Origin of the sequence: Streptomyces sp. NPDC002793, assembly GCF_040295485.1 — a bacterium.
Lineage (GTDB): Bacteria > Actinomycetota > Actinomycetes > Streptomycetales > Streptomycetaceae > Streptomyces.
This window is the reverse complement of sequence record NZ_JBEOVL010000010.1, coordinates 81,925-95,568: the sequence shown is the minus strand read 5'-3', so window position 1 is coordinate 95,568 and position 13,644 is coordinate 81,925. Positions and strand designations below refer to the sequence as shown.

Annotated in this window: 14 protein-coding genes; 5 read left to right on the top strand and 9 right to left on the bottom strand. The window is 71.8% G+C overall.

Annotated elements, in window-relative coordinates; translation table 11 throughout:
• Window positions 1–2 precede the first annotated feature (2 nt).
• Both ABT001_RS12275 and ABT001_RS12270 read right to left on the bottom strand, forming a co-directional pair.
• The gene (locus ABT001_RS12275; protein WP_351275790.1) at window positions 3–599 is read right to left on the bottom strand and encodes a (2Fe-2S)-binding protein; all 597 of its coding nucleotides are present in this window, start codon (window positions 597–599) and stop codon (window positions 3–5) included.
• Between the two features lie 2 nt (window positions 600–601).
• On the bottom strand, window positions 602–1,492 hold the full coding sequence (locus ABT001_RS12270) for an FAD binding domain-containing protein (RefSeq protein WP_351275788.1): 891 nt from the start codon (window positions 1,490–1,492) through the stop codon (window positions 602–604).
• Window positions 1,493–1,766: 274 nt separating this feature from the next.
• Between ABT001_RS12270 and ABT001_RS12265 the strand changes: the two genes are divergently transcribed.
• Window positions 1,767–3,473 carry a PucR family transcriptional regulator gene (locus ABT001_RS12265; RefSeq protein ID WP_351275786.1) on the top strand — a complete coding sequence of 569 codons (1,707 nt, stop codon included), beginning with the start codon at window positions 1,767–1,769 and terminating at the stop codon, window positions 3,471–3,473.
• 193 nt (window positions 3,474–3,666) lie between these two features.
• A complete protein-coding gene (locus tag ABT001_RS12260) occupies window positions 3,667–4,452 on the top strand; it encodes a hypothetical protein (protein ID WP_351275784.1) in 786 nt (261 codons plus the stop codon).
• 12 nt (window positions 4,453–4,464) lie between these two features.
• Here the strand turns inward: ABT001_RS12260 and ABT001_RS12255 are convergent, their stop codons facing one another.
• Window positions 4,465–5,211: a GntR family transcriptional regulator gene (locus ABT001_RS12255; RefSeq protein WP_351275782.1), complete on the bottom strand. Its 747-nt coding sequence runs from the start codon at window positions 5,209–5,211 to the stop codon at window positions 4,465–4,467.
• Between the two features lie 143 nt (window positions 5,212–5,354).
• Here ABT001_RS12255 and ABT001_RS12250 point away from each other — a divergent pair, with 143 nt between their 5' ends.
• On the top strand, window positions 5,355–6,203 hold the full coding sequence (locus tag ABT001_RS12250; RefSeq protein WP_351275780.1) for a (2Fe-2S)-binding protein: 849 nt from the start codon (window positions 5,355–5,357) through the stop codon (window positions 6,201–6,203).
• Between the two features lie 205 nt (window positions 6,204–6,408).
• Entirely contained in the window at window positions 6,409–7,494 is a 1,086-nt protein-coding gene (locus ABT001_RS12245) for a DUF2637 domain-containing protein (protein WP_351275778.1), read from the top strand.
• A gap of 4 nt (window positions 7,495–7,498) precedes the next feature.
• Here ABT001_RS12245 and ABT001_RS12240 read toward each other — a convergent pair whose 3' ends face one another.
• The gene (locus tag ABT001_RS12240; RefSeq protein WP_351275776.1) at window positions 7,499–7,909 is read right to left on the bottom strand and encodes an ATP-binding protein; all 411 of its coding nucleotides are present in this window, start codon (window positions 7,907–7,909) and stop codon (window positions 7,499–7,501) included.
• A gap of 252 nt (window positions 7,910–8,161) precedes the next feature.
• Between ABT001_RS12240 and ABT001_RS12235 the strand changes: the two genes are divergently transcribed.
• Window positions 8,162–8,581 carry a guanyl-specific ribonuclease gene (locus tag ABT001_RS12235; protein WP_351275774.1) on the top strand — a complete coding sequence of 140 codons (420 nt, stop codon included), beginning with the start codon at window positions 8,162–8,164 and terminating at the stop codon, window positions 8,579–8,581.
• Window positions 8,582–8,653: 72 nt separating this feature from the next.
• Here the strand turns inward: ABT001_RS12235 and ABT001_RS12230 are convergent, their stop codons facing one another.
• The 5 genes from ABT001_RS12230 to ABT001_RS12210 form a co-directional block, all read right to left on the bottom strand.
• Window positions 8,654–9,484, bottom strand: coding sequence for an ABC transporter ATP-binding protein (locus tag ABT001_RS12230; RefSeq protein WP_351275772.1), 831 nt, complete (start codon window positions 9,482–9,484; stop codon window positions 8,654–8,656).
• Window positions 9,481–10,533 carry a FecCD family ABC transporter permease gene (locus ABT001_RS12225; RefSeq protein ID WP_351275770.1) on the bottom strand — a complete coding sequence of 351 codons (1,053 nt, stop codon included), beginning with the start codon at window positions 10,531–10,533 and terminating at the stop codon, window positions 9,481–9,483. The genes ABT001_RS12230 and ABT001_RS12225 overlap by 4 nt, the downstream gene beginning before the upstream one ends.
• Window positions 10,530–11,573 carry a FecCD family ABC transporter permease gene (locus ABT001_RS12220; protein ID WP_351275768.1) on the bottom strand — a complete coding sequence of 348 codons (1,044 nt, stop codon included), beginning with the start codon at window positions 11,571–11,573 and terminating at the stop codon, window positions 10,530–10,532. Before ABT001_RS12220 ends, ABT001_RS12225 begins: the two co-directional genes overlap by 4 nt.
• Complete coding sequence (locus tag ABT001_RS12215; RefSeq protein WP_351275766.1) at window positions 11,570–12,607, bottom strand: iron-siderophore ABC transporter substrate-binding protein; 1,038 nt, start codon at window positions 12,605–12,607, stop codon at window positions 11,570–11,572. Before ABT001_RS12215 ends, ABT001_RS12220 begins: the two co-directional genes overlap by 4 nt.
• 237 nt (window positions 12,608–12,844) lie before the next feature.
• Window positions 12,845–13,612: a helix-turn-helix domain-containing protein gene (locus ABT001_RS12210; protein ID WP_351275764.1), complete on the bottom strand. Its 768-nt coding sequence runs from the start codon at window positions 13,610–13,612 to the stop codon at window positions 12,845–12,847.
• Between the last annotated feature and the right edge of the window lie 32 nt (window positions 13,613–13,644).

Sequence of the window (13,644 nt, the reverse complement as noted above, 5' to 3'; positions counted from 1 at the left end):
GGCTATCGGACCGCCTCTTCCTGACGGGCGGCCGCGAGACGGACCGCGTCGAGGATCTTCTCGTAACCGGTGCAGCGGCAGAGGTTGCCGGAGAGTGCCTCGCGGATGTCCTGGTCGGACGGGGAGGGCTGCGCTTCGAGCAGTTGGTCGGCGGCGACCAGCAGCCCGGGGGTGCAGAAGCCGCACTGCACGGCGCCCGCGTCGATGAACGCCTGCTGAATCGGGGAGAGTTCCGCCGGGTCGGCGCTCCGTCCGTCGTCGGGTCCGGCCCGCCACCGCCGGGCGGCGTCGAGCGGGATTCCGCAGGTGCCGGCGGCGCAGCCGGTGCCGGGATGGGCGTCGTCGCGGTGCCTGGCGTAGTCGGCGAGGCCCTCGACGGTGACGACCTCGCGGCCCTCGGCCTGGCCCGCTGCGACGAGACAGGAGCAGACGGGCACCCCGTCGAGGCGGACCGTGCAGGAGCCGCATTCGCCCTGTTCGCAGGCGTTCTTGGAGCCGGGGAGGCCCATGCGCTCGCGCAGCACGTAGAGGAGGGACTCGCCCTCCCAGACGTCGTCGGCTTCCTGCTTCCGGCCGTTGACCGTGAAATTCACTCGCATGATCAAGCAGCTCCTTCGAGGGTGCGGCCCGCTCCGCGGTACTGCTCCCAGGTCCAGCCCAGGGTGCGGCGGGCCATGATGCCGACGGCGTGCCTGCGGTAGGCGGCGGTGCCCCGTACGTCGTCGATGGGGTTGCAGGCCCCGGCGGCGAGCTGGGCGAACTGCTTCGCCACGGACGGGGTGATGGTCCTTCCGCTCTCCCAGAAGCCGCCCTCCTCCAGCGCGGCGTTCAGGAACGTCTCCGCTGCTTCCGCCCGTACCGGGGTCGGGGCGGCGGAGCCGATGCCGGTGCGCACGGTGCGGGTCGCGGGGTGGAGCGCGAGGCCGAAGGCGCAGACGGCGATGACCATGGCGTTGCGGGTGCCTACCTTGGAGTACTGCTGCGGTCCGTCGGCCTTCTTGATGTGCACGGCACGGATCAGCTCGTCCGGGGCGAGGGCGTTGCGCTTGACGCCGGTGTAGAAGTCGTCGATCGGGATCATCCGCGTCCCCCGTACGGACGCGGCTTCGACCTCGGCGCCGGCGGCGAGCAGGGCCGGGTGGGCGTCCCCGGCGGGTGAGGCGGTGCCCAGGTTGCCGCCGACGCCGCCTCGGTTGCGGATCTGCGGCGACGCGACGGTGTGCGAGGCGAGGGCGAGACCGGGCAGCTCGGCCCGCAGGTGGTCCATGACGGCGCTGTAGGGCACCGAGGCGCCGAGGCGTACGGCGTCCGGGCCCACCTGCCACTCGGACAGCTCACCGATGCGGTTGAGATCCATGAGGTGTTCGGGCCGCCGGTGGTCGAAGTTGATCTCGACCATCACGTCGGTGCCACCCGCGATGGGCACAGCCGTCGGGTGCTCGGCCTTGGCGGCGAGCGCCTCCTCCCAGCTGGCGGGGCGAAGGAAGTCCATGAGTGGCTCTCTTCTTCTCGGTCGGGTCGTTCGGCTGGGCTGGGGACGGCCGGCCCTGGACGGGGTCGTTCCTGTGTTGTTGACGCGGTGTGTGGCCCAGTACACAAGCCTTGCTCCACTCGGTGCAGTCACCGAACCCATGAAGGAATTGGCTGGCCCCTGTCCCGGTCTTGTAGATTCGAACGAATGGCGGACAGCGGTGACCTCACCGCACCTCACAGGTGACCTCCCTCCGCCGTCCCCGCACCAACGAAGAGATCGGCGGCAATCGACGATGCGGCTGCGCGCACTGCTGGACACCGAGGCACTGGGCCTGCGGCTGCTCGGCGGCGAGGACGAGCTGGACCGTTCGGTCCGGGGCGTCATGACGACCGACCTGCGCGACCCCAGCCGGTATCTCTCCGGCGGCGAGCTGGTCCTCACGGGTCTGGCCTGGCGCCGGGACGCATCGGACGCGGAGCCGTTCGTCCGGATCCTGGCGAACGCCGGGGTGGCCGGTCTGGCGGCGGGCGAGGCGGAGCTCGGGGACGTCCCCGACGATCTGGTCGAGGCGTGTCTGCGGCACCGGCTGCCGCTCTTCGCGGTCGACGAGACCGTCGCGTTCGCGACGATCACCGAGCATGTGGTGCGCCAGGTCTCCGGTGAGCGGGCCGGTGACCTCGCCGCGGTCGTCGACCGGCACCGCAGGCTGATGACCTCGGGCCCGGCCGGCGGAGGCCCCGAGGTGGTCCTCGATCTGCTGACCTCCGACCTGGACCTGAAGGCCTGGGTCCTGTCCCCCACGGGCCGGCAGATCGCCGGAGCGGGTGAACCCCTGTCCCCTCGTACGGGCGCGGAGCTGGCGGGCCGGCACCTCGCGGCGACCCGCACGGGCCGCCCGGGGCCGCACCGGGCGGAGGTGGACGGCACGCCCTATTCGCTGTTCCCGATCCGGAACACCGGCCGGAGTGCCCTGCCCGCCCCGTCCCGCGATGCACGCGAGTCCGTGCTGTCGGACTGGCTGCTGGCCGTGGCCGCCGACGCCGACGACTGGCCGGCGGCCCGGCTGGACCTGCTCCAGGGCGTCACCCAGCTGATCGCCGTCGAACGGGACCGCCGCGACGCCGCCCGCTCGGTACGCCGCAGACTCGCCCAGGAGGTTCTCGAGCTGGTCCGGACGGGCGCCGCCCCGGCCGAGATCGCGGCCAGGCTGAGGGTCGCCGCCCCCGTGCTGCTGCCGGGTCTCGGCGCGGCCCCGCACTGGCAGGTCGTGGTGGCCAGGGTCGAGTGGACGGAAGAGGGCAAGGACCTGTCGGGCGGCCGGGCCGCGCAGGCCCTGCTGGAGGAGATCCTGGTCGACCCCTCGGTGACGGGCCCCGACTCGGCGGACCGGATCGCCGTGGCGTACACGGGCGAGGAGGCCGTCGCCCTCGTGCCGCTGGCGGCACTCGCCGCACCGGACCCCGACAGCGCCGAGACCCCTGCCGTCCCGGAACCGCACGACAGCGCGCTGCACGCCGACGCCCTGCTCGGCGCCGTCCGCGCCCCGCTCACCGCGGGACTCTCGGACGACGGCCGCCTGACACTGGGTGTCAGTGCCGCCGTGCATTCCGCCGAAGGGCTGCGCGGTGCGCTCGAGGAGGCCCGGCACGCCCGCCGGGTCGCCGCGGCCCGGCCGGGCCCCGTCTGCGCGGCGGGGCACCACGAGCTCGCCTCGCACGTCCTGCTGCTGCCCTTCGTCCCGGACGACGTCCGCCGCGCCTTCACCGCCCGGCTCCTCGACCCGTTGCGGGACTACGACCGGCGGCACCGCGCGGAGCTGATCGAGACGCTGATGGCCTTCCTGGACTGCGACGGTTCCTGGACCCGCTGCGCGGCCCGGCTGCACCTGCACGTCAACACACTGCGCTACCGCGTCGGCCGTATCGAGCAGTTGACGGGACGTGACCTTTCGCGCCTCGAGGACAAGCTCGACTTCTTCCTCGCCCTGCGTATGAGCTGACTTCCCCGGCCCGTCACACCCCCTCGCGACTCCGGGCGATTGTGAAATCTTTCACCTGACATTGATCCCACCCCTTGGCCCGGCGTGCCATTCCGTGCTGAGATGCGCGCAGACCCTGGCCGACCGGCGGTCGCCGGCCCGGCCTCCACAGCTCGATGGCGCGCTCGGGGAGGGCAATGTGGCGCATTCCGCCATGTCTGGTTCCGGAACGACAGCAGATGACGATCCGCCGCTCCAGACCGCGGTATGGCGTCTGCGCTCACGGGCCTGCTGGACGGACGCGGCCGCGCTGCTCGGACCCCGTGCCGCCACCGACCCCGCCGCCGCTCTCCAGCGGACCTCTCTGCTGACCGAGCGGTGCCTCTACACGGGCACCGGCTGGACCGACGCCGAGGACGCGCTGCGCACCGCGGAGGCGCTCGCCCAGGACGACTCCGAGCGCGGGGCGGCGGCCTGCGAGCGCGGCTACCTCGCCTACGCCTCGACCCTGCTCGGGACGCGCGACCGGGCCGACGAGGCGAGCGTGGCGCTCAGCCGGGCCGCGGCGCTGCTCTCCCCGGCGGCCCCCGGCCGTCCCCTGCTGGACTTCCGCCGGGGCCTGATCGCCCAGAACATCGCCGACTCGCCCCAGTCGGCCCGTGCCGCCTACCGCAGAGCGCACGCCGGTGCCGCGGCACGGGGAGACGAGCTTCTGCTCTCCTTCACCTGGCGGCACCTCGCGTCGCTCGCCCTGGGCGAGGGAGAGCTGGCGGAGGCACGGCACGGCTTCGCGGAGTCGCTGCGGATAAGGGAGGAGCTCGGCTACCTCGTCGGGACGGCTCCGGCGCTCATCTCGCTCGCGGACGCCGAGTCCGAGCCCGAGGCGGCCGCCCGGCTGCGCGCCGAGGCCGGCAGGCTGTTCCGCCTGCTGGGCGGCGTACCGACCTGGCTGGCCCCGCGGCTGGAGCCGCCGCCGCCGGAGACCGTGGAGGCGAACTGACGGGCCCTGGCCTCAGACGTCGGCCCCGTGGAAGTGTTCGCGTACGAGGGACCGCACCACCGGAAGGTCCTGGGCGATGAGCGCGTCCAGCAGGGAGGTGTGCTCCGCGGCGTCGGCCAGCAGGTCGGCCCGGCGTCCGGCGGGGCTGCCGACCAGCGGCCACTGGGACCGGCGGTGGAGGTCGTCGGCGACCGAGACGAGCTGCTGGTTGCCGGACAGCGCGAGCACCGCACGGTGGAAGGCACGGTCGCTCTCCGCGTACGCCGCCCGGTCACCGACGGCGGCGGCCCGGACCGTGGCGTCGGCCAGCGGGCGCAGCGCGCACCAGCCGGCCGCCGGGACGGTACGGGCGAGGCGCAGCATGACGGGGACCTCGACCAGGGCACGCACCTCGGCCAGCTCCGCCAACTCGCGGGGGCCCTTCTCACTGACCCGGAAACCGCGGTTCGGCACGACCTCGACGGCGCCTTCGGCGGCCAGCCGCTGCATCGCCTCGCGCACCGGGGTCGCGGACACCCCGAAGCGGGCGCCCAGCGCCGGGGCCGAGTAGACCTCCCCGGGGGCCAGCTCGCCGCCGACGAGGGCGGCACGCAGTGCGTCCAGGATCTGGCCACGCACGGAGTGCCGCTGGACCACCCGGGGTGCGGGCGGCTCGCTGTGGGTGTGCTCGCCGCGCGCCTGCGTGGGCACGCGGACCTCCGGCGGGGTCCCCGAGGACGCGTACGGCCACACGCCCTCACGCGCTCTGCCCTGCTCCACCGGTACCTCCTCGGGCTGGCGGGCCCGGTCGCGTGCGCCGCACCCCCTGTGCACGATAGGCGGAGCGCGCCGAAGTTCACACATCGATCTATTCGGGTAAGGTTAGGCTAACCTGTAAGAGATCGTGATTCGGTGGTCCCTGAATGACCGTGCCCGCTGTGCTCACCGCCACCGCCCCGTCCCCTCTGACGGCGGCTTACGTCCGTCTGGCCGAGGTCTTCCCCGGGCTGCGCGCCGACGTGCTCACGGATGACGCCGTGGCGCCTTCGGGCGGTGGCTGGGTCGGCGCCGCCGAGCTCGCGGCGGGCGGTGCCGCGCTGGACGAATTCCTGGCCCGCGACGAGGCCCAGGTGCTGCGGGACTACGGCACCCGGGCCCGCCCCGACGTGGTGGCGAGCTTCGGGCTGCACCGCTACGCCTGGCCGGCCTGCCTCCTGGTGACCCTGCCGTGGTTCACGCACCGCCGGGTCCCCCGGATCCCCGTGGGTGACGTCTCCTTCCACCGCGAACTGGGCCGTCTGGCCCTCCGCGTACGGGAGTTCGCCTGCCTGCCCGACGACCCGGCTGCCGGGCTGCCGGGGGCCAGGGTCGTTCCCGACGAGTCGGCCCTCCGGGCCGAGGTCCTCGACTCCGTGGCGCGGCACCTCGGTCCGGTGCTGGACGGTTTCCGGCCGCGCATGCGGCGCGGGAAGCGTGCCCTGTGGGGGATGGCCACCGACGAGATCGTCGAGGGCCTCTGGTACGTCGCGCATCTGCTCGGGGAGGAGGACCGCGCGATGAGGGAGCTGGAACTGCTCCTGCCGGGCACCACCGAGCCGTACGTGGGCACCGCCGGCTTCCGTGAACTGACCGGCCCCGACGGCGAATCGCTCCCGACGCGCGACCGCGCGAGCTGCTGCCTCTTCTACACCCTGCGGCCCGAGGACACCTGCGTCACCTGCCCGCGCACCTGCGACGCCGACCGCGTCCGGAAGCTGACGACGGCCGCCTGAGCACTGCTGCGGCTCACACCCCTCGGACGAGCGACCACAATTCGCACACAACTCGGCCTTCTCGCGCGGGCATTCGGAAAGATTCCGTCCAACGATGAGCTCAGCCACCCCAATCGCGTTCACTTGCCCTGAAACCCCCTGAGCGCGGCGGTATTTCCGTCACGATGGCGCCCGAAACGCCCTATCGCGACGCAAGGGACCGCGCATGAGACTGACCGACATATCGCTTGACTGGCTGCTTCCGGGCGCCGTACTGCTCGTGGGGGTCATGGCGGCGGTGACGGTGGTCGCTCGCGGCAAGCGCGCCGCTGGGAAGGCCGCGGCCGATGACAACTGGGAACGCAGCGAGGAGCGCCGCAGGCGCAAGGAGGCTCTCTACGCCACCGCCTCGTACGTCCTGCTGTTCTGCTGTGCCGCGGTCGCCGCTGCCCTCTCCTTCCACGGGCTCGTCGGCTTCGGCCGGCAAAACCTCAGCCTCTCCGGGGGCTGGGAGTACCTCGTGCCCTTCGGCCTCGACGGGGCCGCGATGTTCTGTTCGGTGCTCGCGGTGCGCGAGGCCAGCCACGGCGACGCGGCGCTGGGCTCCCGGCTGCTGGTGTGGACGTTCGCCGGCGCCGCCGCCTGGTTCAACTGGGTGCACGCACCACGCGGGATCGACCACGCGGGCGCCCCGCACTTCTTCGCGGGCATGTCGCTCTCGGCCGCCGTGCTGTTCGACCGCGCGCTGAAGCAGACCCGCCGCGCGGCGCTGCGCGAACAGGGCCTGGTGCCCCGCCCGCTGCCGCAGATCCGGATCGTACGGTGGCTGCGCGCCCCCAGGGAGACCTTCGGCGCCTGGTCGCTGATGCTCCTGGAGGGCGTGCGCACCTTGGACGAGGCGGTGGACGAGGTACGCGAGGACCGCCGGGAGAAGGAACAGGACCGGCACCGCCGAAGGGACCAGGCGAAGCTGGACAGGGCCCACATCAAGGCCCTGAACCGGCAGAACCGGGCCTGGGGGCGCGGCAGCCGGAACGGCCGCCAGCTGGACGTCCAGGCCATCGCCCCGGCACCGGGCGGCGGCCCACCGGCCGTCGCGGAGCCTGCCATAACAGAGCCGGGACAACTGCCCTTGCGCCCCCGGCCATCCCTGCAAGCCGTGAACGGCTCGAACTCCAGGAGTACTTCGGCACAGACCACCAGCGGTGATCCCACGACCGTCGACCTCACCGCCGAGGACGACACCCAGGCCCTGCCCCGGCTCGATTCCCTGGAGCGGAAACTGAAGGACCTGGAGCAGCAGTTCGGCTGAGCGGTCAGGACATGCCGGCGTTCAGCTCGAACCAGACCACCTTGCCCAGCGCCTGTGCCGTGACCCCCCAGGAGTCCGCCAGGCTCTGGACGAGGAGCAACCCCCTGCCGTGCGTACCGTCGTCGGCGTTCGGTACGTACGGCGCGGGCTCCTGCCCGCCCACGAAGTCGCGCACCTCCACCCGCAAGGTCGCGGGGGCGGAGGTCACGGTGACCACGGCGCCGTTCCTGGTGTGGATGAGCGCGTTCGTCACCAGTTCGCTGAGCAGGAGTTCCGCCACCTCCGTCTCCTCCGGCCGCCTGCGGTAGCGCAGGAACTCCCGCAGCGCGGTGCGTATCTCCCCCACACCGGACAGGTCGGTGTGCCCGAGTCTCCGGTGCAGCCGCACCGGCGGGCTCTCCTGTCGCTTCGTCATGTCCCCCGCACGCACGCTGAATCGGCCTCCCTGGATTCCGTTTCACGACGTCATGTCTCGAACACCTTCACGGGATGCATGCCCCACAGCCGAGCGGTCACGCGTCCCCGGGCGTCAACATATGAACAGGCCGACTCGCAAGCCCGGGCGTACAACCGGCGCGTAACATTTTCCTACCGGTCGTTAACTTCCCAAAAATTCACCCGTCCCGGCGTTGACGAAGGGGGATCTACGCGCGTCATCATGGTGGACATGCGAATCCCCCCACGGATCACCACGCTCGGCGGCGTCGCCGCCCTCCTGTCCGTCCTCTTCGTCGGCGGGCCGGTCACCGCTTCGGCCGCGACGCTCCCCGCGACTGCCGCGACGGCCCCCTCGGCCGCCGCGGTCGGCAGCATCTGCTACTCCGCGCTGCCGTCACAGGCCCACGACACGCTCGATCTCATCGAGGCGGGCGGCCCCTTCCCGTACGACCAGGACGGCACGGTCTTCCAGAACCGGGAGGCGCTGCTGCCCAGTCAGAGCACCGGCTACTACCACGAGTACACGGTCATCACGCCCGGCTCGTCGGACCGCGGGGCCCGCAGGATCGTGACGGGTGAAGAGGTCGAGGAGGACTACTACACCGCGGACCACTACGAGTCCTTCGACCTGGTCGACCACGACTGCTGACCCACTCCCCGGATCCGGTCCGCGCCGTAGTCCCCCACCTGCGGCGCGGATCTCCGGACCGGACCCGGAACGCTACGCCTGCTGCGGGGCCGCGTCGGCCCGGTCCAGGACGTGGTGCCGGCCGATGGGCAGCATCAGGGGCTTGCCGGACACCGGGTCCTCGATGATCCGGCTCTCCAGACCGAACACCGTCCCCACCGTCTCCTCCGTCAGCACCTCGGCCGGTGAACCGGCTGCGTGGATCCGCCCGTCGGCGATGGCGATGAGGTGATCGGCGTACCGGGCCGCCAGGTTGAGGTCGTGCAGGACCATCACGACGGTCGTCCCCCGCGCCCGGTTGAGGTCGGTCAGGAGGTCGAGCACCTCCATCTGGTGGCTGGCGTCGAGAAACGTGGTGGGCTCGTCGAGAAGCAGCAGATCGGTCTGCTGCGCCAGCGCCATGGCGATCCACACCCGTTGGCGCTGCCCCCCGGACAGCTCGTCCACCGAGCGGTCGGCGAGCTCCGCGGTCCGGGTGGCCTCCAGGGCCGAGGCGACGGCCGCGTCGTCCTTCTCGCTCCACCGTGTGAAGACACCCTGGTGGGGGTGGCGTCCGCGGCCCACCAGGTCCAGCACCGTGATGCCCTCGGGTGCGACGGGCGACTGGGGCAGCAGCCCCAGCGTGCGCGCGAGTTCCTTGGCGGGCGTGCGGTGCACCTGCCTGCCGTCCAGGAGCACCTGCCCGCCCCGGGGTGACAGCAGCCGGGACATCGAGCGCAGCAGCGTCGACTTCCCGCAGGCGTTGGCCCCGACGATGACGGTGACCTTGCCGGGCGGCACGGTCATGTCGAGGGAGTCGACGACGACGCGGTCGCCGTAACCGAGCGTCAGGCGTTCGGCGGTGAGGGAGTGGGACGTGGTCAAATCGAGCCTCCAGCCCGATGGGTGCGGACGATGAGGTAGACGAGGTACGGCGCGCCGAGCACCCCGGTGACGACTCCGACCGGGTAGCGGGTGTCGAAGGCGAACTGCCCCACGAAGTCGGCGACGAGGACCAGGAGCGCGCCGACCAGCCCCGCGGGCACCAGGAGCGAACCTCCCGCGCCGACCACCCTGGCCGCGATCGGACCGGACAGGAACGCCACGAAGGCGATGGGTCCCGCGGCGGACGTCGCGAAGGCGATCAGGCCGACGGCGACGACGATGACGGTGATCCGGGTGCGTTCGACACGGACCCCGAGGGCCGAGGCCGTGTCGTCTCCGAGCTGCAGGGCGGACAGGCTGCGGCCCTGCGACAGCAGGACGGGAGCCAGCACGGCGAGCGCCACGAGGGCAGGAACCGTCTGGTCCCAGCTCACACCGTTCAGGCTGCCGGTCAGCCAGCGCGTGGCCTCCTGGAGGTCCCATTCGGCGGCCCGCGACAGGACGTAGGAGGTGATGCTGTCGAGCATCGCCGAGATCCCGATGCCGATCAGGATGAGGCGGGTGCCGACGACCCCGTCGCGGAACGCCAGCGTGTACACCAGCAGAGCGACGACGAGGGCGGCGAGGATCGCGAGGACCGACACCTGCGTCTCGTCGAGCGACAGCGTCACGATCGCGATGGCCGCCGCCGCGCTCGCGCCGGCGCTGATGCCGATGACGTCGGGGCTGGCCAGGGGATTGCGCAGCATCGTCTGGAAGGTGACGCCTGCCATGCCGAAGCTGAATCCGGCGACCACGGCGAGCACCGCGCGCGGAAGCCGCAGCCGTCCCACGGTGAAGGACGCTCCGGGAACCTGCTCCCCGAGGACCACCCGGACCACGTCACGCGGAGGGTAGAAGGTCTGACCCGCCATCAGCGTCACGGCGAACGCGGCCACGACGAGCACCGCGAGGACCAGTGCGATCAGACGCCGGCGGGAGGCGTTCCGGACCCGTCCTCGGGTGACCTCGCGCAGGACGGACGGCCGGGCGACGGCGGGGGCGCTCACAGGGCACGCACTTTCTGACGGCGGACGGTGTAGATGAAGAACGGGGCGCCGATCAGCGCCGTCACGATGCCCACGTCGACCTCCGAGGGCCGCGCCACGATGCGTCCGACGACATCGGCGGCGGTCAGCAGCACGGCACCGGTCACCGCGGAGAACGGCAGCAGCCAGCGGTGGTCGACGCCGACCATCATCCGGCACGCGTGCGGGACGACGAGTCCGACGAAGCCGATCGGTCCGGCGGCCGCGGTCGCGGCGCCGCACAGGATGACGGCGCCGGCCGCCGCCGTGACACGGGCCACCCATACGCGTTCACCCAGTCCGGCGGCGAGTTCGTCGCCCAGGGCCAGCGAGTTCAGCGCCCGCGCGGAGAACAGGCAGATCAGGAAGCCGATCCCCAGGAACGGCAGCACATGACCGATGCGCTCGTAGGAGGCGCCGCCGACCCCGCCGATCTGCCAGAGCCGGAAGGCCCCGGAGATGTCGTTGCGGGGCAGGACGACAGCGGTCACCAGCGAGGCGAAGGCGGCGGAGGTGGCGGCTCCCGCGAGGGCGAGCTTCAGGGGCGTGGCGCCGCCACGCCCCAGGGAGCCGACGGTGTAGACGAACACCGCCGAGAGCGCGGCTCCGGCCATGGCGACCCACACGTACCCGGTCGGGGACGTGAGTCCGAAGAAGGCGACCCCGGTGACCACGGCCAGCGACGCGCCCATGTTGACGCCGAGGATGCCCGGGTCTGCCAGGGGGTTGCGGGTCACTCCCTGCATGACGCCACCGGCCAGGCCCAGCGCCGCGCCGACCACCACGGCCAGCACGGTGCGAGGGATCCGCTTGGTGACGGCCGCCTGTTCCAGTGTCCCGTCCGCTCCTCCGAGCGCGCTCCAGACGTCGGACCAGGCGACCGTGCGCGACCCGACGGCGACCGAGAGCACGGTCGCCGCCGCCAGCAGGAGCAGGGTGACCAGGAGCCACAGGAGCCGGACGCGGGCCGGACGCCGCACCAGGGCGGCGTCCGGGGTCGGTCGGGTGTCGAGTGTGGTCACTTGACCTTGTCCGCGGCCTTGGCGAGCTCGGCCACGTAGTCCTCCAGCACCCAGGAGATCGACAGCGGCGTGGGGTTCGCGGCGGTCGCCAGCGGGGCGCTGCCCGGCAGGAGGTAGACGGATCCGCGCTCGACTGCGGGGATCTTCGAGAGCAGGGGGTCCTTCTTCAGGGTCTTCAGCAGCTCACCCGTGTCGTCACCGTAGCCGGTGATGATGTCGACGTCGTCGAACGCGTCGATCTGCTCCGCGCTCTTGGTGAGCGAGAACTTCTTGTTGCCCGCGGACGCCTCGGCGATGCTGCCCGGGGTCTTCAGACCCAGGTCCTCGAAGAACTGGGCACGGGTGTCGTGGGCCGTGTAGAAGCCGACCTCGCTCACGTCGTTGGGGTCGATGTGCGTCATGAACATCGCCGACTTGCCCGTGAGCTGGGGGTACTTGGCGACGGTCTTCTTGATGTCGCCCTCGACCTCGTCGATCAGCTTCTCGCCCTCGTCGGCGAGGCCGATCGCCTTGCTGTTCAGCTGGATGATCTCGCGCCAGGGGGTGGCCCACGCCGCCTCCGGGTACGCCACCACGGGAGCGATGTCGCTCAGCGTGTCGTAGTCCTGCTGGGTCAGCCCGGAGTAGGAGGCCAGGATGACGTCCGGCTTCGTGTCGGCCACGGCTTCGAAGTCGATGCCGTCGGTCTCGTCGAAGAGGACCGGGGTCTTGGCGCCCAGCTCCTTCAGCTTGTCCGAGACCCAGGGCAGGACCCCGTCGGCGTCGTCGTCCCCGAAGTTCGCGGCGGCCATCCCGACGGGCACGACGCCGAGCGCCAGCGGCACCTCGTGGTTGGCCCAGTTCACCGTGGCGACCCGCTTGGGCTCGGACGGGATCGTGGTCTTGCCCAGTGCGTGCTCGATCGTGACCGGGAACTCCCCCGATCCGGCCTTGCCGCTCTCGGCCTTCTCGGACCCGGACTCCCCGCCGCAGGCCGTGAGGCCCACCAGCAGGGCGGCCGCGACGGCGACTGTGCGAAGGCGGTGTGGACGCATGGATCCGTACTCCAGTTCAGGAATGGGCAGCGCCGGCCCCGCACGAGTCCGCATGGGCGGTGTCGAACGTGGAGCGGTGCACCGAAAAAAACTCACAAGCGACTTAGGTAAGGCTTGCTTGGCCTTGACCTTATGAAAGTCATAGGAATGTCGCAATCACCTGTTACGGACATCCGTTGTAGCGATCGGGACATCAGGCGAGAAATCACCCCGGGGCCCAGCTCCCGGTGCTGAGGCTCAGCGCGCCCTGAAGGCTCCGGGGGTCAGTCCCGTCGTACGCCGGAAGGCCGCACCGAAGGCACTCGCCGAGCGGTAGCCGACCTCTGCGGCGACGGCCTCCACCTCCCAGCCCCGGGTGAGCAGTCCGACAGCGTGCTGTGCCCGGACTCCGGCCACCCAGCGCGCGAAACTGGTGCCGGTCTCGGCGTTGAAGGCACGGGTGACGGTTCGGGCGCTCACGCCCAGCTCGGCGGCCCACTGGGACAGCGTCCGCTGGTCACCGGGGTTGTCACGCACGGCCTCCGCGATCGGGCGCAGCAGCGGGGACGCCGGGGCATGGACCAGCAACTGCCGGGAGGACGGGGTGAGCACGTCCAGCACCATCGCCTCCGTGGCCGCCTGGGACGCGGGCCCGTGGGTGCCGTCGCCGAGCCGCTCCAGCAGCAGGCGGAGCAGCGGGGTGATCTCCACGGCCACGGGTACGTCCGAGAGGGAGGGCGTGGCGGCCCGGCCGAAGAAGGTCGCCCGGTACCACGTCCCGGCGATCGCCGAACCGGAATGCATCGTGCCCGCCGGCATCCACAGGCCCAGAGTCGGGGTGATCGTCCACGCCCGCGCGCCGACCACGGCCATGGACGCGCCCCGCTGGTTCCAGAGCAGTTCGTCCCAGGGGTGGGCATGGGCGTTCCAGCTGGTGTCGTGCGCGACGGTCTCCTCGTAACCGTGGATGACGAACGGGCTCCGCGCCGCGTCCTGCTCCGGCACGGTGCGGGTCTCCCTGGTCATGTCCTCACACTAACGAGTCCGCCGCAGGGCGC

Excerpts from the sequence above, each read along its gene's own strand:
- ABT001_RS12240 (WP_351275776.1), bottom strand. The coding sequence starts at position 7,909 with ATGACGAAGCGACAGGAGAGCCCGCCGGTGCGGCTGCACCGGAGACTC.
- ABT001_RS12260 (WP_351275784.1), top strand. The coding sequence starts at position 3,667 with ATGTCTGGTTCCGGAACGACAGCAGATGACGATCCGCCGCTCCAGACC.
- ABT001_RS12265 (WP_351275786.1), top strand. The coding sequence starts at position 1,767 with ATGCGGCTGCGCGCACTGCTGGACACCGAGGCACTGGGCCTGCGGCTG.
- ABT001_RS12250 (WP_351275780.1), top strand. The coding sequence starts at position 5,355 with ATGACCGTGCCCGCTGTGCTCACCGCCACCGCCCCGTCCCCTCTGACG.
- ABT001_RS12235 (WP_351275774.1), top strand. The coding sequence starts at position 8,162 with ATGCGAATCCCCCCACGGATCACCACGCTCGGCGGCGTCGCCGCCCTC.
- ABT001_RS12275 (WP_351275790.1), bottom strand. The coding sequence starts at position 599 with ATGCGAGTGAATTTCACGGTCAACGGCCGGAAGCAGGAAGCCGACGAC.
- ABT001_RS12245 (WP_351275778.1), top strand. The coding sequence starts at position 6,409 with ATGAGACTGACCGACATATCGCTTGACTGGCTGCTTCCGGGCGCCGTA.
- ABT001_RS12270 (WP_351275788.1), bottom strand. The coding sequence starts at position 1,492 with ATGGACTTCCTTCGCCCCGCCAGCTGGGAGGAGGCGCTCGCCGCCAAG.
- ABT001_RS12215 (WP_351275766.1), bottom strand. The coding sequence starts at position 12,607 with ATGCGTCCACACCGCCTTCGCACAGTCGCCGTCGCGGCCGCCCTGCTG.
- ABT001_RS12210 (WP_351275764.1), bottom strand. The coding sequence starts at position 13,612 with ATGACCAGGGAGACCCGCACCGTGCCGGAGCAGGACGCGGCGCGGAGC.